At 61.5% G+C, this 21,916-nt stretch carries 20 protein-coding genes; 3 read left to right on the plus strand and 17 right to left on the minus strand.

The features are described 5' to 3' along the window. Window positions 1-19 precede the first annotated feature (19 nt). Window positions 20-1,147 carry an acyl-CoA dehydrogenase gene (locus BW33_RS26590; protein WP_047602383.1) on the plus strand — a complete coding sequence of 376 codons (1,128 nt, stop codon included), beginning with the start codon at window positions 20-22 and terminating at the stop codon, window positions 1,145-1,147. 131 nt (window positions 1,148-1,278) lie between these two features. Further along, window positions 1,279-2,052 carry an enoyl-CoA hydratase gene (locus BW33_RS26595; protein ID WP_047602385.1) on the plus strand — a complete coding sequence of 258 codons (774 nt, stop codon included), beginning with the start codon at window positions 1,279-1,281 and terminating at the stop codon, window positions 2,050-2,052. Window positions 2,053-2,173: 121 nt separating this feature from the next. Here the strand turns inward: BW33_RS26595 and BW33_RS26600 are convergent, their stop codons facing one another. The 15 genes from BW33_RS26600 to arnB all read right to left on the minus strand — a co-directional run bounded on the left by BW33_RS26600 (window position 2,174) and on the right by arnB (window position 17,984). Further along, a complete protein-coding gene (locus BW33_RS26600) occupies window positions 2,174-3,325 on the minus strand; it encodes an acyl-CoA dehydrogenase family protein (protein ID WP_047602388.1) in 1,152 nt (383 codons plus the stop codon). Between the two features lie 3 nt (window positions 3,326-3,328). Beyond that, window positions 3,329-4,435, minus strand: coding sequence for an enoyl-CoA hydratase/isomerase family protein (locus BW33_RS26605; protein ID WP_047602390.1), 1,107 nt, complete (start codon window positions 4,433-4,435; stop codon window positions 3,329-3,331). A 372-nt stretch (window positions 4,436-4,807) separates the two neighbouring features. After that, window positions 4,808-5,494, minus strand: a complete 687-nt coding sequence (locus tag BW33_RS26610) for an HPP family protein (RefSeq protein WP_047602392.1) — start codon at window positions 5,492-5,494, stop codon at window positions 4,808-4,810. Between the two features lie 154 nt (window positions 5,495-5,648). Then, window positions 5,649-6,827: an MFS transporter gene (locus BW33_RS26615; RefSeq protein WP_047602395.1), complete on the minus strand. Its 1,179-nt coding sequence runs from the start codon at window positions 6,825-6,827 to the stop codon at window positions 5,649-5,651. Between the two features lie 142 nt (window positions 6,828-6,969). After that, the gene (locus BW33_RS30380; protein ID WP_330217176.1) at window positions 6,970-7,206 is read right to left on the minus strand and encodes a GNAT family N-acetyltransferase; all 237 of its coding nucleotides are present in this window, start codon (window positions 7,204-7,206) and stop codon (window positions 6,970-6,972) included. Continuing rightward, a complete protein-coding gene (locus tag BW33_RS26620) occupies window positions 7,143-7,487 on the minus strand; it encodes a hypothetical protein (protein ID WP_330217177.1) in 345 nt (114 codons plus the stop codon). The genes BW33_RS30380 and BW33_RS26620 overlap by 64 nt, the downstream gene beginning before the upstream one ends. An 80-nt stretch (window positions 7,488-7,567) precedes the next feature. Then, entirely contained in the window at window positions 7,568-9,166 is a 1,599-nt protein-coding gene (locus BW33_RS26625; protein ID WP_047602396.1) for an ArnT family glycosyltransferase, read from the minus strand. Next, window positions 9,163-10,542: a UDP-glucose dehydrogenase family protein gene (locus tag BW33_RS26630; RefSeq protein WP_047602400.1), complete on the minus strand. Its 1,380-nt coding sequence runs from the start codon at window positions 10,540-10,542 to the stop codon at window positions 9,163-9,165. Before BW33_RS26630 ends, BW33_RS26625 begins: the two co-directional genes overlap by 4 nt. After that, complete coding sequence (gene arnF / locus BW33_RS26635; RefSeq protein ID WP_047602402.1) at window positions 10,539-10,952, minus strand: 4-amino-4-deoxy-L-arabinose-phosphoundecaprenol flippase subunit ArnF; 414 nt, start codon at window positions 10,950-10,952, stop codon at window positions 10,539-10,541. The genes BW33_RS26630 and arnF overlap by 4 nt, the downstream gene beginning before the upstream one ends. After that, window positions 10,949-11,293, minus strand: a complete 345-nt coding sequence (arnE, locus tag BW33_RS26640) for a 4-amino-4-deoxy-L-arabinose-phosphoundecaprenol flippase subunit ArnE (protein ID WP_047602405.1) — start codon at window positions 11,291-11,293, stop codon at window positions 10,949-10,951. Before arnE ends, arnF begins: the two co-directional genes overlap by 4 nt. Further along, window positions 11,290-12,939: a lipid IV(A) 4-amino-4-deoxy-L-arabinosyltransferase gene (gene arnT, locus BW33_RS26645; RefSeq protein WP_047602408.1), complete on the minus strand. Its 1,650-nt coding sequence runs from the start codon at window positions 12,937-12,939 to the stop codon at window positions 11,290-11,292. The genes arnE and arnT overlap by 4 nt, the downstream gene beginning before the upstream one ends. Beyond that, on the minus strand, window positions 12,936-13,820 hold the full coding sequence (arnD, locus tag BW33_RS26650; RefSeq protein ID WP_047602412.1) for a 4-deoxy-4-formamido-L-arabinose-phosphoundecaprenol deformylase: 885 nt from the start codon (window positions 13,818-13,820) through the stop codon (window positions 12,936-12,938). Before arnD ends, arnT begins: the two co-directional genes overlap by 4 nt. Next, the gene (gene arnA / locus BW33_RS26655; protein WP_047602416.1) at window positions 13,820-15,811 is read right to left on the minus strand and encodes a bifunctional UDP-4-amino-4-deoxy-L-arabinose formyltransferase/UDP-glucuronic acid oxidase ArnA; all 1,992 of its coding nucleotides are present in this window, start codon (window positions 15,809-15,811) and stop codon (window positions 13,820-13,822) included. The genes arnD and arnA overlap by 1 nt, the downstream gene beginning before the upstream one ends. Continuing rightward, window positions 15,808-16,839: an undecaprenyl-phosphate 4-deoxy-4-formamido-L-arabinose transferase gene (gene arnC, locus BW33_RS26660; protein ID WP_047602419.1), complete on the minus strand. Its 1,032-nt coding sequence runs from the start codon at window positions 16,837-16,839 to the stop codon at window positions 15,808-15,810. The genes arnA and arnC overlap by 4 nt, the downstream gene beginning before the upstream one ends. Beyond that, the gene (gene arnB, locus BW33_RS26665; protein ID WP_047602422.1) at window positions 16,836-17,984 is read right to left on the minus strand and encodes a UDP-4-amino-4-deoxy-L-arabinose aminotransferase; all 1,149 of its coding nucleotides are present in this window, start codon (window positions 17,982-17,984) and stop codon (window positions 16,836-16,838) included. The genes arnC and arnB overlap by 4 nt, the downstream gene beginning before the upstream one ends. Before the next feature lie 438 nt (window positions 17,985-18,422). Here arnB and BW33_RS26670 point away from each other — a divergent pair, with 438 nt between their 5' ends. Further along, window positions 18,423-19,313 (plus strand): site-specific integrase, encoded by an 891-nt coding sequence (locus BW33_RS26670; RefSeq protein WP_027611947.1) that lies wholly within the window; start codon window positions 18,423-18,425, stop codon window positions 19,311-19,313. Here BW33_RS26670 and BW33_RS26675 read toward each other — a convergent pair whose 3' ends face one another. After that, window positions 19,314-20,372 (minus strand): ABC transporter ATP-binding protein, encoded by a 1,059-nt coding sequence (locus BW33_RS26675; protein WP_047602427.1) that lies wholly within the window; start codon window positions 20,370-20,372, stop codon window positions 19,314-19,316. Beyond that, window positions 20,369-21,871, minus strand: a complete 1,503-nt coding sequence (locus BW33_RS26680; RefSeq protein WP_081794273.1) for an ABC transporter permease — start codon at window positions 21,869-21,871, stop codon at window positions 20,369-20,371. The genes BW33_RS26675 and BW33_RS26680 overlap by 4 nt, the downstream gene beginning before the upstream one ends. Between the last annotated feature and the right edge of the window lie 45 nt (window positions 21,872-21,916).

Genomic DNA, 21,916 nt, shown 5'->3' on the forward strand with positions numbered 1-21,916 from the left:
CTTAAATTAAGGATTCACCATGATTCCCAACGAAGACCAAACCCAGATCCGCGACATGGCCCGGCAGTTCGCCGAGGAACGGCTGAAACCGTTCGCCGCCGAGTGGGATCGCGAGCATCGTTTCCCCAAGGAAGCCATCGGCGAAATGGCCGAACTGGGCTTCTTCGGCATGCTCGTGCCGGAGCAGTGGGGCGGCTGTGACACTGGCTACCTGGCTTACGCCATGGCTCTGGAAGAAATCGCCGCCGGCGATGGCGCCTGCTCGACCATCATGAGCGTGCACAACTCGGTCGGCTGTGTGCCGATCCTCAAGTTCGGCAATGACGACCAGCGCGAACGCTTTCTCAAACCGCTGGCCGGCGGCGCCATGCTCGGTGCCTTCGCCTTGACCGAACCGCAGGCCGGTTCAGATGCCAGCAGCCTGAAAACCCGGGCACGGCTGGAGGGCGATCACTACGTGCTCAACGGCTGCAAACAGTTCATCACTTCCGGGCAGAACGCCGGGATCGTGATCGTGTTTGCGGTGACCGATCCGAGTGCCGGCAAGCGTGGTATCACGGCGTTTATCGTGCCCACCGATTCGCCGGGCTATAAAGTCGCCCGGGTCGAAGACAAGCTCGGCCAACACGCGTCGGACACCTGCCAGATTCTGTTTGAAGACGTCAAAGTGCCGGTCGCCAACCGCTTGGGTGAGGAGGGCGAAGGCTACAAGATCGCCTTGGCCAACCTCGAAGGCGGGCGGGTCGGCATCGCGTCGCAAGCGGTGGGTATGGCCCGCGCTGCGTTCGAAGCGGCTCGCGATTACGCTCGCGAGCGCGACACCTTTGGCAAGCCGATCATCGAACACCAGGCCGTGGCCTTCCGCCTGGCCGACATGGCCACGCAGATCGCCGTCGCCCGGCAAATGGTGCACTACGCCGCGGCCCTGCGTGACAGCGGTCAGCCAGCGCTGGTCGAGGCGTCAATGGCCAAGCTGTTCGCCTCGGAAATGGCCGAGAAGGTTTGCTCGATGGCGTTGCAGACGCTGGGGGGTTACGGTTATCTCAACGACTTCCCGCTGGAACGCATCTATCGCGACGTGCGCGTCTGCCAGATCTACGAAGGCACCAGCGACATTCAGCGCATGGTCATCTCCCGCAACCTTTAACCCAACCCCTGTAGGAGCTGCCGAAGGTTCGGGCCGCGTTCGGACGATCTTTTGATTTTGTTTTTTACAATCAAAAGCAAAAGATCGCAGCCTGCGGCAGCTCCTACAGGGTACAAATTCAGGAGCTATATATGAGCTACGAAACGATTCTGCTGGAAAACCATGGCCGCGTCGGCCTGATCACCCTCAATCGCCCACAGGCGCTGAACGCCTTGAACGCGCAACTGGTCAGCGAAGTGAACCATGCCCTCGATGGCCTGGAAGCGGATGCGAACATTGGCTGCATCGTCATCACCGGCTCGAAGAAAGCCTTCGCCGCCGGCGCCGACATCAAGGAAATGGCCGAACTGACCTATCCGCAGATCTACATGGACGACCTGTTCAGCGACAGCGATCGCGTGTCCAATCGCCGCAAGCCAATCATTGCTGCGGTGAACGGTTTCGCCCTCGGTGGCGGCTGCGAACTGGCGTTGATGTGCGACTTCATCCTCGCCGGTGACAACGCCAGATTCGGCCAACCGGAAATCAACCTCGGCGTGCTCCCGGGCATGGGCGGCACCCAGCGCCTGACCCGCGCCGTGGGCAAGGCCAAGGCCATGGAAATGTGCCTCAGCGGGCGGATGATCGATGCAGTGGAGGCCGAGCGTTGCGGCATCGTCGCGCGGATCGTGCCGAGCGATGAGCTGCTCGACGAGGCGCTGAAAGTCGCCGCGGTGATCGCCAGCAAATCGCTGCCGATTGCGATGATGATCAAGGAAAGCGTCAACCGCGCCTTTGAGGTCAACCTGACCGAAGGCGTGCGCTTCGAGCGCCGGGTGTTCCATGCGGCGTTCGCCACGCAGGATCAGAAGGAAGGGATGGCAGCGTTTGTGGCCAAGCGCGCACCGGAGTTCACCGGTAAGTAATGCGTCGCCCCGGCTGACGCCTTCGCGAGTAAGTTTTTGAGGCAACATCAAAAGATCGCAGCCTTCGGCAGCTCCTACACTGTTTCCTGTAGGAGTTGCCGAAGGCTGCGATCTTTTGCTTTTACAGCGAGTAGTTCTTCAGTTCGCGGGCAATCACCATCCGCTGAATCTCGCTCGATCCCTCGTAGATCTGGGTAATCCGCGCATCGCGGTAGTACTTCTCGACCGGATAGTCCTCCAGATACCCATACCCGCCATGAATCTGAATCGCCGAGGAACAGACCTTCTCGGCCATCTCCGACGCGAACAGTTTGGCCTGTGAGGCCTCCGACAGACACGGTTTGCCCGCTGTGCGCAGGCGCGCCGCGTGCAGGATCATCAAGCGCGCCGCGTTGATTTGCATGTGCATGTCGGCCAGCAGGTTGGCGATGCTCTGGTGTTCGTTGATCGGCTTGCCGAACTGGATACGATCGCGGGAGTAAACCAGCGCCGCTTCAAACGCCGCCCGGGCAATACCCAAAGCCTGCGCGGCGATACCGATGCGGCCGCCTTCGAGGTTGGACAGGGCAATCGCCAGTCCCTTGCCGCGCTCGCCGAGCAGATTGGCCTCGGGAATGCTGCAGTTGTTCAGCGTGACCGCGCAGGTATCGGAGGCACGGATGCCCATCTTGTGTTCCGTGCGATCGACGATGAAACCCGGGGTATCGGTCGGTACCAGGAACGCGGAAATGCCTTTCTTGCCCAGATCCGGGTCGGTCACCGCAAACACGATCGCCAGTTTCGCCCGTTTGCCATTGCTGACGAATTGTTTGGCGCCGTTGATCACCCACTGGCCGTCGCGCAGTTCGGCACGGGTGCGCAGGTTGTGCGCTTCGGAGCCGGCCTGCGGTTCGGTGAGGCAGAAGCAGCCAATCGTCTGTCCACTGGCGAGATCCGCCAGCCAGGTCTGTTTCTGCGCTTCACTGCCGTAATTCATCACCGGGCCGCAGCCCACCGAGTTGTGGATGCTCATGAACGCACCGGTCGCGCCGTCGCCGGCAGAGATTTCTTCCACCGCCAAGGCGTAGGCCACGTAATCGACGTAAGTGCCGCCCCATTCCTCGGGCACCACCATGCCCAGCAGGCCGAGTTCGCCCATCTTCGCCACCAGTGCGTCGTCGATCCAGCCAGCCTTTTCCCAGGCTTGCGCATGCGGCGCGATTTCGCCACGGGCGAAGTCCCGGGCCATGTCGCGGATCATCACTTGTTCTTCAGTCAGTTCGAGATCGTGCATGGCTCAGCTCCCGCTCTCAGTAAACCCGTGGAAGAAACTCGCGACATGCCCGGCGTCCAGCGCAGCAAGAGTCGGCGGGTTCCAGCGTGGTGTCTTGTCTTTGTCGATCAGCAGGGCGCGCACGCCCTCGATCAGATCGCCGCGTGCGAACCACTGACGATCCAGATGCAGTTCGAGGGCGAAGCAGTGTTCCAGACTCAGTTGGCGACCGCGCCGGAGCATCTCCAGGGTCACGGCCATCGCCAGTGGCGAGCGGGCTTCCAGCAGGTCAGCGGTGGTGGTCGCCCACTCGTGGCTGTCGGCGACGGTGACCGCGCGCAGTTGCTCGACAATGCTCGGTACGTCCGGCAGGGCGAAGAAATGGTCGATGGCCGGGCGCAGTTTCTTCAGCGGTGCATCGGCGAGGGTTTGCACGCCGTTTTTGGCGAGCAGGCCCTGCAGATCCTTGAGCGGCGTGTCGCGCCATTCCAGGTGATCGAGTTGTTCGTCGAGGCTCGCCAGTTTGCTGCTGTCGACAAACCAGTCGGCCAGCCCGCAGTACAACGCATCGGCCGCGCGAATCTGCACGCCGCTGACGCCCAGATAGATCCCCAGTTCACCGGGAATCCGCGAGAGGAAATAGCTGCCGCCGACATCGGGGAAATAACCGATGGCCACTTCCGGCATCGCCAGACGGCTCTTTTCCGTAACCACCCGCAGATCCGCACCTTGCACCAGGCCCATGCCGCCGCCGAGGACGAAACCGTCCATCAAGGCCAGCACCGGTTTGCGGAAGTGATGAAGCGCCAGGTCGAGGGCGTATTCCTCGACGAAGAAATCTTCGTGCAGCGTGTCGCCGCTTTTGAAGCTGTCGTACAGCGAACGGATATCGCCACCGGCGCAGAATGCCTTTTCACCGGCACCGCGCAGCACCACGGCGTGCACGCTGGCGTCAGTCGCCCAGGCATCGAGTTGCTGCTGCAACTGACGAACCATATCGAGGGTGATGGCGTTGAGACCGGCGGGGCGGTTGAGGGTCAGGTGACCGATGTGATTGCGAACCTCGGCCAGCACTTCGTCTGGCGTGGCATCCATGGACGGCGTCCGCGGGGATGAAGCCTGAGCAGTCATCACTAACTCCCTGCTTTTATTGTCTTTATTCGAGAAGCTCGCGCGCGAGCGTTGACAGATCGTAACAGTGCAAATTTGCCGTGTACAACCGGGATATGTGCAGGGGGAGTTTGCGTTTTTACCTTAGGGAAAAATCCGCATGTGCTGATGCAGGAGCTGCCGAAGGCTGCGATCTTTTGATCTTGAAAAGATCGCAGCCTCGTTGCACTCGACAGCTCCTACAGGGAGCGTGGGTGTCGGGAGAAGACTTCGCCGATGCTGCGCCGTGTGATCGGCATGTGCTGATGTAGGAGCTGCCGAAGGCTGCGATCTTTTGATCTTGAAAGATCGCAGCCTCGTTGCACTCGACAGCTCCTACAGGAAGCGTGGGTGTCAGGAGAAGACTTCGCCGATGCTGCGGCGTTTGGCGTGCAGTTCGCTCGCATGGATCAGTTGTTCGAGGTCTTCGGGAGTGACGTCGATAAACGCTTCCATGTCGGCCAGTGCCAGTTTCAAATCCTCGGCGGTAATTGATTGGCTGTCGACGGGAGCCTGCGGCGGCGCTGGCTCGGCCGGACGTTTCGGGTAGCGGATGCGCGTCAGGTTGTTGTAGGCCAGCGCGCTGAGCAGCATGCAGGCGGCGGCGAGCATCACCGGTTCCATGGCTTTCCAGTCCATGGCGATAGTGGCCGGATCGGCCAGCACCAGCGTCAGCGCCAGGGCGCCGGCCGGTGGGTGCAGGCAACGCAGCCAGCACATAAGAATCAGCGTCATGCCTGCCGCCAGGCAGGCGCTGCCGAGGGTTCGGCCGAGGACGTGGGCCACCAGCAGCGCGACCACGCTGGCGCACAGGTAGCCGCCGATGATCGACCATGGCTGTGCGAGGGCGCCGGAAGACACGGCGAACAGCAACACGGCTGAGGCGCCCAGCGGTCCGATCAGGTGGTACGCGACCTCGATGCCGAACACCTGACTGCACGCCCAGACGCTGAACAAGGTGCCCAGCGCCATGCCAATGGCGGCGCGGCTCCATTCGGCGGGACGGGTGTTAATGGCGGCGGGCAACCAGCGAGCGAGCATGTGAATCGGATCCTTGCGGTAAATTCGGGGCAAAAAAAAGGACTTGTCCGTTTCGGAAAGTCCTCGAAGCGTTCCAACTATTGGGGGAGGAACGCGCACAGTGTGCCGTGCAAAGTCGATGCTGACAAATTCATATAAATGCTGCTTCAGTGCATTATTTTTGAATTATCGCCGCGCGGCGTCCACTGACAAAACACAAGTACCCACCCAGCGCGGCCAGAGCGCTCAAGGCGTAGAACATGCTCGGCGCCGGCGTGTGCATCAGCAGGAACCCGCACATTACCGGGCTCACCGCGCCGCCCAGTGCCGCGAGGTTCTGCGCGCCGTAGTAACTGCCGCGCAGCTCTTCGGGAGCGAGGGTGTCGACGAAGAGGAAATCCGCCGGATAGATGATCATCTCGCCGAGGGTGAAGATGAACATCGCCACGCACCAGCCGACCAGACTGTCGGCCATGCTGAAGCCGACCAGGCCGATGATGAACAGCGCGGTGCCGCCAGCAATCCAGTACCGCAGGTGCTCGCGTTTGAGGAAGCGCCCGATCTGGTATTGCAGCAGGATCACGGTGATCGCGTTGCAGGCGAGCAGGGCGGCCATGGTGTCGAGGGTCTGTTCCTGCGTGTGGGTCACCAGCAGGTACTGCGACAGGTACAGGGTGAAGCGCCCGTGAACCAGGGTGCTGAGCAAGCAGCCGAGGGTGAACAGGATCATCGTGCGGTCGTTTTTCAGGATGATCAGCGTCTTCAGGAAACTCTGCGGCTGGCTCGCCTGCGACAGCGGACTCGCCTCGCGGGACACGCCCAGCAGCAGGAAAACGCTGCCAGCGGCAATCAGCCCCGCGACGATAAATGGCGCTGAAGGCTGAACCCCGGCAATCACCACGCCGATCATCGGGCCGACGGCGTAGCCAATGTTGGTCAGCGTGTAGTTCAGCGAAAACGCCTTGACCCGCTGACCGACCGGCAGGTTTTCACTGAGCATTGCTTTGGAACAGATCAGGAACAGCGCCGACGCCGTTTCACTGATGATCAGCACCAGCGTGACCAGGTACAGATTCTGCGCGAAAGTCAGCAGCACCAGGCCGACACCGCTGGAGAGCATGGTCAGGATCAACAGCTGACGCTTGTCGAGGCGATCGATGATGTAGCCGCCGTACAGCGACAACAGCGTGGCACTGAACACGGCGATGCCCAACAGCAGACCGACGTCTTGCGGGTTGAGGCCCAGTTTGTTGCTGAGAAACAGGGTCAGCAGCGGACTGATCAGGGCACGGCTGATGACGATGCTCAGCGAAGTGATCATCAGTCGGCGGATCAGGCGGGAGTAGGTGGCCACGGCAGTGCAAATGTCCTTATTTTCATGATGAGAAACCGTGTGGGAGCGAGCCTGCTCGCGAATACCGAGTGTCAGGCGCCAACGCAGTTGACTGACAGGACGCTATCGCGAGCAGGCTCGCTCCTACAAGGGATTTGTCCTGTCAGGACAATCTCAGGTGCATGGCGCAGCGGCGTTCGGCGGCAAAACCATGCTCGACTTCTTTCTGCAAAGCGTCGAGCAAATGCGCTTCCTGCTCACCGGGTGCGACTTCCACAAACCCCATCCGCTGATAAAACGGCGCATTCCACGGCACATCGCGGAACGTGGTCAGGGTCACGGCGCGCATTTGCTCACGGCGGGCATGTTCAATCGCGGCCAGCAGCAGTTGACGGCCCACGCCTTGTCCCTGAAACGCGAGGCTGACCGACAGTTCTTCAATGTGCAGCAGATTGTCGAATCCAGCGCGCGGATAAACCCGGCGAGCTGCGCCGAGGTGTTTTCGGCGACCCAGACGTGGGCGTTATCGATGGCCTGGCGATGTTGCGCGGCGCCGGCCACGTCGGTGTCGGCAAGCCAGGCGAGGGGCGGATCTGTGCGAAACAGCTCGGCGGCCGAGCGTTCGATGGCGGGGAGGGCGGCGGCATCATTCTGCCGTGCCCGGCGTACAACAAAACTCATGGTAAAAAGTCCTTGTAGGCGCTGCCGCAGGCTGCGATCTTTTTCCTGAAAGCGCAGAAGATCGCAGCCTCAATCAGTTCCTACAAGGGCTTCAAATACAACAGCACGTAATCGTTCTTGTCGAAACGCCCGGTCAGCACCGGTTGCAGGCTGGCCAGCGAGGTACCTTGCAGCGATGGCAGATCCTTGCTGTCCATCATCAGCCATGCCGGGCCTTTGAGGGCTTCGAGTTGCTGCACCGTTTCGGTGAACTGCGGTTGCAGATCCTGCTCGACGTTGACCATGAACTTGATCGCCTTGGCGTCTTTACCCATCCCGTGCAGCACCAGCGGGGCCGGGTTCTGCTGCACCTGCGCGAAGGCAGCACGACTGAACGCCTGCGTGTCGTACAGACGTCGCTCCACCGGTTCGAACACCGCGGCATACACCGTCCACAAGGCCAATACCGAGCACAGCGCCAACACTTCGGCACGCCAGCGCGGGATCATCAGACGCAACAACGCGAGCAATTGCAGAACGCCGAGCACGATCAGCACCGCGGTCAGACCGTCGAGCTGCTCGGGAAAGCGGCGTTTGGCAACCAGCAGGGCCACCATCAACAGCCCCGGCGTCACCAGCCAGATACCTTGAATCACCCCACGCAATACGCGGAACACCCGACCGTGCAGCACCTGGAACGGGTACGCCGCGATGATCGCCACCATCGGCAACATCGGCAGCAGGTAACGCGCCTTCTTCGCCTGTGGAATCGACAGGCCAACCATGACGATCAGCCCGGCGGCGGCGCAATATTGCACCAGGCGCAAGGCCGGCCCGCGCTGATGCGGTTTGCTCAGCCAGGTCGCCGCCAACGCCAGGATCGCCAGCGGATACGCCAGTGCGTAGTTGCCCAGTGAACTGGTGAAGTAATACAACGAACCGCTGACGCCTTCACTGCCGTCCATGCGCCCCATGAACTGCATGCGGATCACGTCTTGCAGGAACGCTTCGCCACCACTGAGTCTGGCCAGCCACAGCAGCAGGCCGACGCACGCAGCGAGCAGGATAGACGCCAGCACGCCGAACACCAACAGGCGTTGCCACTCGCGGTTGAGCAAGTAGTAGCTGCAAAGCATGCCGGTCGGCACCACCAAACCTATGGGCCCGCGAATACCGAAGCCCAGCAACAACAGGACAAAGATCAGCGGCCAGCGCCGGCGCGAGCCGAAGTGGTCGTGCGCGTAACCCAGGTAAAACACTGACAGCGCCACGGCAGCCAGCATCAGGTCTTGCGACACGGCGCGCACTTCGGTGACGAAGGTGCTGGTGAGCATCAACAGCGCGATGCTGATCAACGCCCAGCGCTGCGAATGCACCGCCAGCAAGCGGTACATCAATGTCACGATCACGCCACCGGCCATGGCGCTCGGCAGCCATGCCGTGAGGGTGTCGACCGCGCCAAAGGGCAGCGACAACAACCAGATGAACAGCGTCGAAAGCGCCGAATAGTCGGCGTACGGCTCACCGTAAGTGGTCGGGAATACCGTTGGCCCATGCCTCAACATCTCTTGGGCAAACAACACGAAGCGTGAATCGAAGCCTATGGGCGCCTGTCCGTAAACCCCGGCGATAAACAACAGCAGTGCCAGCAGCCCTGCGATCAGGGACTGCCGGCGGATGACAGGCGACAACGTGATCAAGCCACGGCCGCTTTGTCAGACCATTGCTGCAGCGGCATCGGCAGTTTGCGCGAATCACCTCGGCCGATCGGGAAGTACTTGAAGCCGTTGCGCGCCAGACGATCTGCGTCGTACAGGTTGCGCCCGTCGAAGATCACCGGGGCTTTCAGCCGTTGCTGGATCAGGTCGAAATCCGGCGCCTTGAACTGCTGCCATTCGGTGCAGATGATCAGCGCATCGGCACCCGCCAGCACCGATTCCGGGGTGCCCATCAGCATCAGTTTTTCTTCGTTCGGGTACAGATGCTGGGTTTCCTGCATCGCTTCCGGGTCGAACGCGCGCACGCTGGCGCCGGCGGCGAACAGCGAATCGAGGAGTACGCGGCTCGGTGCGTCGCGCATGTCGTCGGTATTCGGCTTGAACGCCAGGCCCCACAGGGCGAAGGTCCTGCCGCGCAGGTCGCCCTTGTAGAACGCGTTGATGCGGTCAAACAGCTTGTGCTTCTGCCGCTCGTTGATCGCTTCGACCGCTTGCAGCAGGTCGCTGGAGCAATGCGCCTGCTCGGCGCTGTGAATCAGCGCGCGCATGTCTTTCGGGAAGCACGAACCGCCATAACCGCAGCCCGGGTAGATAAAGTGGTAACCGATGCGCGTGTCGGCACCGATGCCCTGACGCACCGACTCGATGTCGGCGCCCAGGTGTTCGGCCAGTTCGGCGATCTGGTTGATGAAGCTGATCTTGGTCGCCAGCATGCAGTTGGCGGCGTATTTGGTCAGCTCGGCGCTGCGCAGATCCATGAACATGATGCGGTCATGGTTGCGGTTGAACGGTGCGTACAGGTCGCGCATCACATCTTGCACTTCGTCACCTTCACAGCCAATGACGATGCGGTCCGGACGACGGCAATCGGCCACCGCCGAACCTTCCTTGAGGAATTCCGGGTTGGAGACGATATCGAACTGCAACTCACGACCGGCCTTGTCCAGCGCGGCTTGAATGTGCGCACGCAGGGTGTCGCCGGTGCCGACCGGTACGGTGGATTTTTCCACCAGGATCAGCGGCTGCTCACGGTGGCGCGCGACCGCGTCACCCACCGACAGCACGTATTTCAGATCCGCCGAGCCGTCGTCGCTGGACGGCGTGCCCACTGCGATGAACGCGACGCGACCGTGCTGCACCGCGAGTTTTTCATCCGAGGTGAAATGCAGACGGTTGGAGTCCAGGCCTTCGCGCACCAGGCTCGACAGGCCCGGTTCGAAGATGCTGACGTGACCCTGACGCAGCAGTTCGACTTTCTTCTGATCGATGTCCATGCACACGACGTCGTGACCGACTTCGGCCAACACGGCGGCCTGCACCAGGCCGACATAACCGCTACCAAATACTGTGATTTTCATGGAGCACTCCTGAATTCGGGCGCACGAGACGGACGAGTGTTAATAGTGATGACCCCGAGCATGACCAGTGCCACGCCCAGCGATTTAGTGAAACTGAACGATTCGTTGAACAGCGGCAGACTGGCCGCCAGCAGGTACACCAGCGCATAGCTGATGCTCAGCAGCGAATAGGCCCGCCCCAGCGGTAGATCGCGCAGCGCCGCGAGCCAGCAGAGCATCGACAGGGCGTAGGCGAAAATCGCCGCCACCACCACCGCCAATGCCGACAGATCGACACTGCCGGCACTCAGCGCCGTCAGCCATTGTTCCGGTTGCGGCAGGCGCGTCATGCTCCAGCGCATGCCCAGTTGGGCACTGCTGACCAAGCCCACACTGGCGAGGGCGAAACCAATACCACGTGCCTGGTTCATGACTGTTGCCCCAGCAACACCACGCCGCCGATCACCAGCGCCACGCCCAGCCAATGCCGGCGGTCGATGGTTTCGCGAAAGACGAAGCGGGCGATCAGGGTGATCAGCACGAAGTTGAGGCTGAGCATCGGGTAAGCGATGCCCACTTCAAGACGTTGCAGCACCAGCAGCCAGACCAGCAGCCCGCTACCCAGAGAAAACAGCGCCAGCCACAACCACGGCGAGCGCAGTTTCTCGGCCCACGACGACTCAACGCCGCGCCAGCTCTCGACGGCGAATTTCTGTGCGACTTGCCCCAGGCAGGTCAGCAGGCACGCCGTCAGTAACAGCAACCAACTCATGACGGATCCTTGGGCAACACCATGATCACCAGATTGCCCGATTCGTAGCGGGTACCGTCCTTGGGCAGCAGGTCCAGCTCTTCGAGCTCGTCCTGACCCTTGACGCGCATCAGCACGCCGACCGAGCCGCTGCGGCGCGCTTCACGTACCCATTGTTGAACGTTGTTCTTGGTGAGTCGGCGTTCAGCGCTATCCGGGTAAGAAAGACCGTACTTGAGTTCGCCGACCGTGTTGTACAGCGCAACCTGCGGTTGTTTCATGCGCCAGGCCAGCGCTGCCGCCGCCCCCAGATCGTTGCTCAGCAGATGCGTGGCGCCGGACAGTTCAGTGACGTGATGACGGATGAACTGATCCGGGGTTTTGTTGGCCACCACCGACTTGGGCAATGCCGCCGGCAGGATCCCGGCCAGCAACAGACTGCCCAGCGCCGGTGCCGCCCAGCACTGCAACGGCAGAAACGCTTGCGCCAGGTTGGCGATGATCCAGCCGATCAGGGCGATGAACACCAGCACCAGACTGTGCAGTTCGTGGTCGTACACCGGTTTGTTCAATTGCAGGTAAACCAGTGCGATCAGCGTGACCACACCCAGCAGCAGGTTCAGCAGGCCGTTGATCCCCAGCGCCCGACCTTGTTCCAGACGTAGGCGATCAGCCAGCGCATTGCCCAGCAGCAGTGCCAATGGCAGCAGGCACGGCAGGATGTAAATCGGCAGCTTGCCGTTGCTCAGGCTGAAAAAGCCCAGCGGCAACCACAACCACAACAGCAGGAAAACCATGTTCGGCTGGGCCCGGGTTTGCCAGGCCTGCTTGAGCGCGGTCGGCAACAGGCCAACCCATGGCAGACTGAATGCCACCAGCAGCGGCAGGTAAAACCACCATGGTGCATCGTGCTGCGCATCGTCACCGGCAAAGCGCCGGATGTGTTCGTGCCAGAAGAAGAAGCGCCAGTAATCCGGTTCCTGTGCGTGCACCGCCAGCGCCCACGGCAAGCTGACGACGATCGCGATGGCGATCGCCACCGGACCGAACACCAACAGTTCACGCCAGCGTTTCTGCCAGAGCATCCACGGCAACGCGATCAACACCGGCAGCAACCAGGCGAGAAAACCCTTGGTCATGAAACCCATGCCGCAGGCCAGCCCCAGCACCGCCCAGGCGCCCAGACGGTGCCCGGTGCTGCGGCTGTCGAGCGCAAACCACAGCGCCACCAGACTCAGGTTGACCCAGAAGGTGAATTGCGGATCAAGGTTGGCGTACCCGGCCTGACCGGCGACGACCGTGAAGCTCATGTAGAGCAGGGCGCAGACGAAACTCTTGCGCGGATCGTTCCACAGCCGGCGCGCAACCAGGTAGGCCAGCAGCACGCTCAACGCGGTGCTGAGGACCGAGACGAAACGCACGCCGAACAGGTTCTGCCCGAACAACTCCTGACCGATGGCGATCATCCAGTAGCCGGCAATCGGCTTCTCGAAATACCGCAGCCCCATGAAATGCGGCGACACCCAGTTGCCACTGAGCAGCATGTCCTGGCTGATCTGTGCGTAACGGGTTTCGTCGGGGATCCACAGGCCATGGGTGCTCAACGGCAACAGATAGGCCAGCAGACAGAGGCCGACCAACAGCGGCAGTGCCCAGCGTCTGGTCATGCGCCTTGCACTCCCAGCCAGCCTTCACGGCCTTCGAGCACACCGCGTTGCACACGGCCCACGGGCAGGGTGTTGAAGAACTCGGGCAACAAGTCGCCCAAGGGTTTGAAGTCAATGTTGCGCTGGCGTGCATCGGCCAGCAACTGGCGAAAATCCTGAGCCATCAGAATCCCTTCTACTTCGGCATGAATGGTGTAGACGTTGAGTGCTTGCGGCTGGAACCGGTCGAGGATGAAGGCGTTGAAGTCCTTGGCCGCCACGTGCGGGCCGACGACTTCGTCGAAGGTCGGCAGGTCCACCGGAATCTGCGGAGTCCCCAGCGAGCCGTCCGCCAGCAGCGGACGAAACAGGCTTTGCCCGCGGCAATCGCTGTTATAGCGAAAGCCGAAGGTCTGCTTGGCCTCGATCACGCGCTCGTCCGCACGCCAACCGGCGGCGGCCGAACACTGGATCTTTTCACCGAGGATGTCGCTCAAGGTGTCGACGCCGCGCCGGATCTGTTCGATCAGTTGCGCGTCGCTCCAGCGCCCGGCGTTGGCCTGCCAGCCATGGTGATCCCAGGCGTGCAGGCCGACCTCGTGACCGGCGTCCCGGGCCTGACGCATCAGGTGCCCGAGATCACGGCCAATCGGTTTGCCGGGCCAGGCGGTGCCGGCCAGCAAAATGTCCCAGCCGTAGAGGCCGGCAGCGTTGGAACGCAGCATTTTCCAGAGGAACTGCGGGCGGATCAGGCGCCACAGATGCCGGCCCATGTTGTCCGGGCCGACACTGAAGAAAAACGTTGCCTTGACCTGCGCCTCGTCGAGCATCTCCAACAGTCGCGGCACACCTTCACGGGTGCCACGGTAGGTGTCGACATCGATACGAAGACCTGCCTGCATTACTTCTTGTCCGCGATTTCGAGCATGGCTTCACGCAGGAAGAAGTCCAGGGTATTGCCGATGGTCTCGCGCATTTCCACGGTCGGCTCCCAGTTCAGCAGGCGCTTGGCGTTGGCGATGCTTGGCTTGCGGTGTTCCACGTCCTGGTAACCGGCACCGTAGAACGCCTTGCTTTCCACGTCGCGGAAACCGGCGAACGGCGGGAAGTTGTGACGCAGCGGGTGTGCTTCGAACTGACGCAGCAGCTCTTCGCCCAGTTGACGGATGCTGGCTTCGTTGTCCGGGTTGCCGATGTTGATGATCTGGCCGTTGCAGACATCGTTGTCGTTGTCGATGATGCGCGCCAGGGCTTCAACGCCGTCAGCGATGTCGGTGAAGCATCGCTTCTGCTCGCCACCGTCGAACAGACGGATCGGCGTGCCTTCCACCAGGTTGAGGATCAACTGGGTGATGGCGCGGGAGCTGCCGATGCGCGCCGAATCCAGTCGGTCCAGACGCGGGCCCATCCAGTTGAACGGACGGAACAGGGTGAAGTTCAGGCCCTTGGCGCCGTAAGCCCAGATCACCCGGTCCAGCAGTTGCTTGGAGACCGAGTAGATCCAGCGCTGCTTGTTGATCGGGCCAACGATCAGGTTCGAGCTGTCTTCGTCGAAGTTCTTGTCCTGGCACATGCCATAGACTTCCGAAGTCGACGGGAAGATCACGCGCTTGTTGTACTTGACGCAGTAGCGAACCAGTTTCAGGTTCTCTTCGAAGTCCAGTTCGAATACGCGCAGCGGGTTGCGGGTGTATTCGATCGGGGTAGCGATGGCCACCAGGGGCAGGACCACGTCGCACTTCTTGATGTGGTATTCGATCCACTCGGAGTGAATGCTGATGTCGCCTTCGACGAAGTGGAAGTGCGGGTGGCTGCGCAGACGGTCGATGGCGTCGGAGCCGATGTCCAGGCCATAGACTTCGTAGCGGTCGTCACGCAGCAGGCGCTCGGACAGGTGGTTACCGATGAAGCCGTTGACACCCAGAATCAGCACACGAGTGCGACGTGGCGCACGACCGGATTCGGCACCGCGCAGCAGCGAGCCATCGACCAGCCCCAGTTCGTTGGCCAGTTGTGGGCCGCTGAGGTACAGACCGTTGTCGTTGCGCTGGCCGGCGTTGATCACCAGTGAGTCCTGACCGCAGGCAATGCGCAGCGGATCGACGCTGATCACGCGACCTGGCGCCTGGCCTTCGTTGCCCTTGACGACGTCGGCGCTCCAGACGATCAATTTGTGCTCGCCCACGGCGCAGAACGCGCCCGGGTAAGGACGGGTCACGGCGCGCACCAGGTTGAACAGTTCTTCGGCCGGTTTGGCCCAGACCAGTTTGCCGTCTGCCGGAGTGCGGCGACCGAACACGGTGGCTTTCGATTCGTCTTGCGGGGTTTCAGTAATGTTGCCTTGCAACATGCTCGGCAGGATGTCGCACAGCAGGTCGCTGGCGGCCGTGCGCAGTTTGGCGTGCAGGCTCAGACCGGTGTCGCTGCGCTCGATGGCAACGCGCTGCTGGGCAACGATGGCGCCGGCATCAGCGCGCTTGACCATGCGGTGCAGGGTCACGCCGGTTTCGGTTTCGCCGTTGACCAGCACCCAGTTCGCCGGAGCACGGCCGCGATAGCGTGGCAGCAGCGAACCGTGCAGGTTGTACGCGCCTTTTTTGGCCAGGGCCAGCAGCGGCTCGCTCAGCAGGTTGCGGTAGTAGAAGGAGAAAATATAGTCCGGGTCGAGTTTGGCAATGCGCTCGATCCACAACGGGTGGTTGGCGTCTTCCGGGGCGTGCACCGGGATGCCTTTGTTGGCGCACAGCTGTGCAACCGATGCATAGAACGTGTTTTCTTTCGGATCATCGGCGTGAGTGAACACTGCTGCAATGTCATAGCCGCTGTTGAGCAGTGCTTCAATGCCGGCGCAGCCAATATCGTGGTAAGCGAAGACAACAGTTTTTGCACTCATGAGAGAACCTGATCGGAAGTGGAAGAAGTAGCGGTAGAAGAAAGACCATCAACGGTGACGGCAGGCGCCGGAGCGGCCGGCTGGCTGCGCAACACCTTTTCGATGAAGAAACGCGGACGGGCGCGCACATCGCTGTACATGCGGCCGAGGTATTCACCCAGCAGCCCCATGCCGATGAACTGGCCACCGGTGAACACGAACAGTACGGCGAACAGCACGAACATGCCGTCACCGGCCCAACCGGCACCGAACGCCAGACGCAAGACAATCAACGCAATCGCGAACAGCACGCCCAATCCGGCCATCGCGAAGCCGACGATGCTCAGCAGACGCAGCGGGGTGGTGGTCATGCACGTGACCAGATCGAACATCAGGTTGATCAGGCGCATCGGGCTGTACTTCGAGTCGCCGTGTTCACGCTCGGCGTGGGCCACGACGATTTCGGTGGTGTGACGGGCGAAGCTGTTGGCCAGGATCGGGATGAACGTGCTGCGTTCGCGGCAGGCGAGCATCGCATCGATGATGGTGCGGCGGTAGGCACGCAGCATGCAGCCGTAGTCGCTCATGGCAACGCCGGTAGAACGCTGCACGGCAAGGTTGATCAGCTTCGACGGGTAGCGGCGCAGTGCCGAGTCCTGACGATTGCCGCGCACGGTGCCGACCACGTCGTAACCTTTTTCGGCTTCGGCCACCAGCCGTGGAATTTCTTCCGGCGGGTTCTGCAGGTCGGCGTCGAGGGTGATGACCACGTCGCCCTTGCACTGTTCGAAACCAGCCATGATCGCGGCGTGTTGACCATAGTTGCGGTTGAGAATGACCGCCACGAACGGGCTGTTTTCACGCCCGGCGGCTTCTTCGAGCATGGTCGCCGATTCGTCGCGGCTGCCGTCGTCGACCAGCACGATTTCAAAGTCGTGGTGCAATTGGCGGCAGGCCGCCTCGGTCCGACGCAGCAGTTCGGGCAGGCTTTCCTGTTCGTTGTAGACCGGGATGACGATCGACACGCTTCGGATTGGATAAGGTTTCACAGGCGTTTTTCCATGATTTGAGCGATGGCACCGACCACCCGGTCAAGGTCTTGACCGGTCATGTCGGGGAACAGCGGAATCGAGCACAGCCGCGCCGAGTTCCATTCGGTGTTGGGCAGGGAGAGGTCGGGGTCACGCTGGCGATACCAGGTGTGCAGGTGGGTGGCGATGAAATGGATACCGGTGCCGATGCCCTGATCCTGCAACGCCTTCATGAAAGCTTCGCGATCCATGCCGCAGCGCTCGCTGTCGATGCGCAGGATGAACAGGTGCCAGGCGTGTTGCTGGGCGTAGTCGGGCAGGGCCAGCGGTTGCACCGGCAGGCCTTCGAACTTCTGCAGATAGCTCGTGGCCAGCTCGGTGCGCCGGGCGTTGATTTCGTCCAGACGCTGCAGTTGCACCAGGGCAATCGCGGCGTTGATGTCGGCCAGGTTGTACTTGAAACCCGGTTCCATCACTTGCGCCTGCGGCTTGCGGCCACCGGTCAGACGGTCATAGGCGTCAACGCCCAGGCCGTGGAATTTGAGCATGCGCACACGACTGGCGAGCGCTTCGTCGTCGGTGACGAACATCGCGCCTTCGGCACAGGTCATGTTCTTGATCGCATGGAACGAGAAGATCGCCGTGCCTTGCGAGCCGACGTGACGTCCCTTGTAGCGGGTGCCGGCGGCGTGGGCGGCATCTTCGATGACCGGGATGCCGTGCTTGTCAGCCAGGGCATACAGCGGATCGAGATCGAACGCCGCGCCGGCGTAGTGCACCGGAATGATTGCCTTGGTCCGCGGGGTGATGGCCGCCTCGATGCGCGCAGCGTCGGTCATCAGCGTATCGCGGTCGACGTCGACGAACACCGGTTTGGCCCCCAGCAGGGAGATCATGTTGGCGGTCGAGACCCAGGTCTGCGACGGGGTGATGACTTCGTCGCCCGGGCCGATGCCCAAGGCCAGCAGCGTGATGTGCATTCCTCCGGTGGCCGAGGACAAGGCCACTGCATGCTTGCAACCCACGTATTGGGCAAACTGCTCTTCGAGTGCCTGGTTTTTCGGCCCCGTGGTGATCCAGCCCGAGCGCAACACCTGCTCGACAGCCGCAATTTCCTCATCGCCAATACTTGGGCGGGAGAAGGGGAGAAACGCCTGACTCATGGGCACCTCAATACAATAAAAATAAACATGGATTCACGTGGTTATCGGATCCAGCCTCAAGCGTAGACACAGAAAATCGCTATTGCATCAATAACTTGGCAAAAAAAGCATGACGTCGGGGATTGATTGACTTTTCACGATTTGCCCGGCAGGTTGGGCATAGTCACTACCGAACCTATCGGAATTAAGGTTATGCCGGTTTTTGTGAAAGGAACATGAAAAACCGGTTGGCGAATCGTTTATCTGTCACTTATACAGCCGCTGTTCAGGCTTCTGCCGTCCATCGCAGTTTTTTGTCGGACAGTGCCGCTCAAGTACCCCCTTTACTTCAAGTACATTGCATTTGTTAGTTGTTGTAGTGCTGTACATTTTTTACTCAAGGCTTAACGTTTGATTGATTTAGTTGCTGCAACCCCCGACGCTCCAAAAACCAACCCGATGAGCCTGTACCTCGCGCGTTTGGCGCCTTCCAGCCAATTGACCATGCGTTACGTGCTGCAAGATGCGGCCGATCGCCTGGGCTTTGAAGACATGAATGTCGAAGAAATTCCCTGGCATGCCTTGCAACCGGAAGATGTTGTTGCACTGGTCGCTGCATTACGCGCAGACAACTACGCACCGAACACTTCTTCGTTGTATGTGAATGCGGTGCGCGGGGTGATGAATGAGGCCTGGCGCATGAGTCTGATCAGTCAGGAACATCTTTTGAAGATGCGCTCGGTCAAGGGCATCGCCGGCACGCGGCTGTCTCAGGGGCGCAATCTCAAGCGCACGCTGATTCACGAATTGATGGAAGTCTGCGCCGCCGACCCACGCCCGCAGGGCCTGCGTGACGCGGCAATCATCGCGCTGTTGTACGGCACCGGCATGCGCAAGTCGGAGTCAGTGGACCTGGATCTGAATCAGGTCGACTTCAGCGAACGCAGCCTGTGCGTCACTGCCAAGGGCAACAAGCAGTTGATCAAGTACGCGCCGGCATGGGCGTTCAGCAAACTCGACGCGTGGCTCGAACTGCGTCGTTCACAGCTCAAGGAAGGCGAGAGCGACGATGCCTTCCTGTTCAACCGCATTCGCCGTGGCAGCCACATCACCCGCGAGCGCATCACCAAACACGCGATCTACTACATCGCCCGTCAGCGTGGCACGCAGGTCGGGGTGAAGATCATGCCCCACGACTTCCGTCGCTCGTTCATCACTCGGGTGATCGAAGAGCACGACCTGTCGATCGCGCAGAAACTGGCGCATCACAGCAACATCCAGACCACCGCCAATTACGATGTGCGCGATGACAACGAGCGGCGGCGGGCGGTGGATCGCTTCGATCTCTGATCAGTTCAGGCCAAACACATGCGCCGCACCGAGTACCGACAACTGCACCGCGCTGCCGGCGGGCGGCGCGTGCATGCCGGAGCTGCGCACCAGAATCGAACGGGGCGGATCCTGAGTCGCGGATGAGCTCAGTTCAACGGTCAAGGTGCAGGTGTTGCCGGCGAAATCACGATCGGTGACCAGCGCATGGCAGCCTTGACTGTCAGATGCCACTTCGGCGATCTGTAATTGTTCGGGGCGCAGCATGATCTGCGCAGCGCCGCTGAAGCCGTTGCTGTTCACCGCCACCTGACCCAGATCGCAATGCGCCCAACCCGCCTCGATTCGCGCGGGCAGGACCACCGCTTCGCCGAGGAAGTGCGCAGTCTGTTCGTCATCCGGATAGCGGTAGAGATCCATCGGATGCCCGGACTGCACCAGCCGGCCGTTGCGCATCACCGCCAATTGATCGGCAAACGACAACGCTTCGCTCTGATCGTGGGTCACCAGAATGGTAGTGACGCCGGCGTCTTCGAGCAGGCGTGCGACCATTTTGCGCATGGCACTGCGTAAACCGGTGTCGAGGGCGGAAAACGGCTCATCGAGCAGCATCAGCCTTGGCTGTTGCGCCAGAGCACGGGCCAGCGAGACCCGCTGTTGCTGGCCACCAGACAATTCGTGTGGCCAACGGTTGGCCATGTTCGCGTCGAGGGCCACGCTGTCCATCAACTCAAGGATGCGCTGGGTGCGGGCCGTACCGGTCAGCCCCAGGCCGAAGCCAATGTTCGCGGCCACCGTCATGTGCGGGAACAACGCGCCGTCCTGCGGGACGTAGCCGATCTGCCGTTGATAGGCCGGCACTGCGTGGCTGCGGTCGACCAGCGTCTGGCCGTTGAGGGTGAGGCTGCCGCTGTCGGGAAACTCGAACCCGGCGATCATCCGCAACAGCGTGGTCTTGCCGGAACCGGAGGGACCGACGATCACCGTGCGGCTGCCGGTCGGCACGTTGAGGCTGACGTCGTCGAGCGCCTTTTGCGCGCCGAAGGTTTTACTGAGGTTGTGCAGTTCGAGAGCGTTCATCGGCCAGCGGTACGCCTGGATTGGTGATAGAGAATGGCCGTCAGCGGCAGTGAAAGCAGGATCATCAGCAGCGCGTAGGGCGCTGCGGCGGCGTAATCGATTTCGCTGGTCAACGCCCAGAAACCGGTGGCGAGGGTGCGCGTGCCGTTGGGCGCGAGCAGCAGGGTCGCGGTCAGCTCATTGGTGATTGCCAGGAATACCAGGGCCGCACCTGCCGCCGCGCCGGGGGCTGCCAGGCGCACGGTGATCAGCCACAACGCGCGTATCGGCGAGCGGCCAAGGCTTTGTGCAATGTTTTCCAGTTCGACCGGGGCCTGAGCGAAACCGGCGCGCAGGCTGACCAGCGCCCGCGGCAGGAACATCAGCAGGTAAGCCAGCAGCACAGTGAGGGTGGTCTGGTAGATCGGTCGGGCGAAATGAATGGTCACGGTGACCAAGGCCAAAGCAACGACAATGCCGGGCAGGGAACTGGTGATGTAGTTGCAGCCTTCCAGCAAGCGCTGCAGTTTGCCGGGAGAACGGATCGACAGCCACGCAATGGGAATCGCCGCGACACTGGTCAGCAACGCGCCGGCCACTCCATAAGACAAGGTCTGCAGCAGCGCCGGCAGCAACTCGTCGCCTTGCCAGACCTGCACGCCACCGGCCAGCAGCCAACGGCCCAGGGTGAGCAACGGCACACCGAGTGCCAGCAGGCAGGTCAGGGTTTGCAGCAGTAACGCCAGGGTTGTCACGCCACGGCCCAGTTGCACGCTGCGCTGATCCCGGGCGCTGCCGGAACCGACTCGCGCATAGCGGGCGTTGCCACGGGCGGCAGATTCGGCGGTGAGCATCGCCAGGCAGCACAGCGCCAGAACCCCGGCGAGCATGTTGGCCGCCGGGCCGTTGAAGGTCGACTTGAACTGATCGAAGATCGCCGTGGTGAAGGTGTCGAAACGGATCATTGCGTACAAGCCGTACTCGGCCAGCAAATGCAGACCGACCAACAAGGCTCCACCGCAGATCGCCAGCCGCAGTTGCGGCAACACCACCCGAAAGAACACCGCCCACGGCTTGAGCCCCAAGGATTGCGCGACGTCTTCAATCGCCGGATCGAGACGGCGCAAGGTCGCGGCAATCGGCAAGTACAAAAACGGGAAATAGGCGATCACCGACACCAGCACACCGGCCGGCAGACCGTGGATCGATGGAACCAGGCTGACCCACGCATAACTGTGGACGAACGCCGGCACTGCCAGCGGTGCGACCGCCAGCACTGACCACAAGCGTCGGCCGGGCAGGTTGCTGCGTTCGGTCAGCCACGCCAGGGTGGTTCCGAGCACGATGCACAGCGGCAGGGTGATAAGCACCAGCAGCACGGTGTTGATCAGCAATTCGCCGACCCGCGGGCGAAAGATCATGGCCTCGATGGTTGCCCAACCGGTGTACCACGCCACGCCGATCACAAACGCAATCGGCAGCAGTGACAACAACGACACCAGCACCGCCGTGCTCACCACCCACGAGCTGCCACGCCCTGCACGCGTGCGGGGCGGGTGTGGGGT

Origin of the sequence: Pseudomonas sp. RIT288 (assembly GCF_000631985.1) — a bacterium.
In the GTDB taxonomy this organism is placed as follows: Bacteria; Pseudomonadota; Gammaproteobacteria; order Pseudomonadales; family Pseudomonadaceae; genus Aquipseudomonas.

Coding starts and splice junctions, on each gene's coding strand:
- BW33_RS26620 (WP_330217177.1), bottom strand. CDS start 7,487: ATGAGTTTTGTTGTACGCCGGGCACGGCAGAATGATGCCGCCGCCCTC.
- BW33_RS26670 (WP_027611947.1), top strand. CDS start 18,423: ATGAGCCTGTACCTCGCGCGTTTGGCGCCTTCCAGCCAATTGACCATG.
- arnD (WP_047602412.1), bottom strand. CDS start 13,820: ATGCAGGCAGGTCTTCGTATCGATGTCGACACCTACCGTGGCACCCGT.
- BW33_RS26630 (WP_047602400.1), bottom strand. CDS start 10,542: ATGAAAATCACAGTATTTGGTAGCGGTTATGTCGGCCTGGTGCAGGCC.
- arnB (WP_047602422.1), bottom strand. CDS start 17,984: ATGAGTCAGGCGTTTCTCCCCTTCTCCCGCCCAAGTATTGGCGATGAG.
- arnF (WP_047602402.1), bottom strand. CDS start 10,952: ATGAACCAGGCACGTGGTATTGGTTTCGCCCTCGCCAGTGTGGGCTTG.
- BW33_RS26605 (WP_047602390.1), bottom strand. CDS start 4,435: ATGACTGCTCAGGCTTCATCCCCGCGGACGCCGTCCATGGATGCCACG.
- BW33_RS26595 (WP_047602385.1), top strand. CDS start 1,279: ATGAGCTACGAAACGATTCTGCTGGAAAACCATGGCCGCGTCGGCCTG.
- BW33_RS26610 (WP_047602392.1), bottom strand. CDS start 5,494: ATGCTCGCTCGCTGGTTGCCCGCCGCCATTAACACCCGTCCCGCCGAA.
- BW33_RS26675 (WP_047602427.1), bottom strand. CDS start 20,372: ATGAACGCTCTCGAACTGCACAACCTCAGTAAAACCTTCGGCGCGCAA.
- BW33_RS26600 (WP_047602388.1), bottom strand. CDS start 3,325: ATGCACGATCTCGAACTGACTGAAGAACAAGTGATGATCCGCGACATG.
- arnT (WP_047602408.1), bottom strand. CDS start 12,939: ATGACCAGACGCTGGGCACTGCCGCTGTTGGTCGGCCTCTGTCTGCTG.
- arnE (WP_047602405.1), bottom strand. CDS start 11,293: ATGAGTTGGTTGCTGTTACTGACGGCGTGCCTGCTGACCTGCCTGGGG.
- arnA (WP_047602416.1), bottom strand. CDS start 15,811: ATGAGTGCAAAAACTGTTGTCTTCGCTTACCACGATATTGGCTGCGCC.
- BW33_RS26590 (WP_047602383.1), top strand. CDS start 20: ATGATTCCCAACGAAGACCAAACCCAGATCCGCGACATGGCCCGGCAG.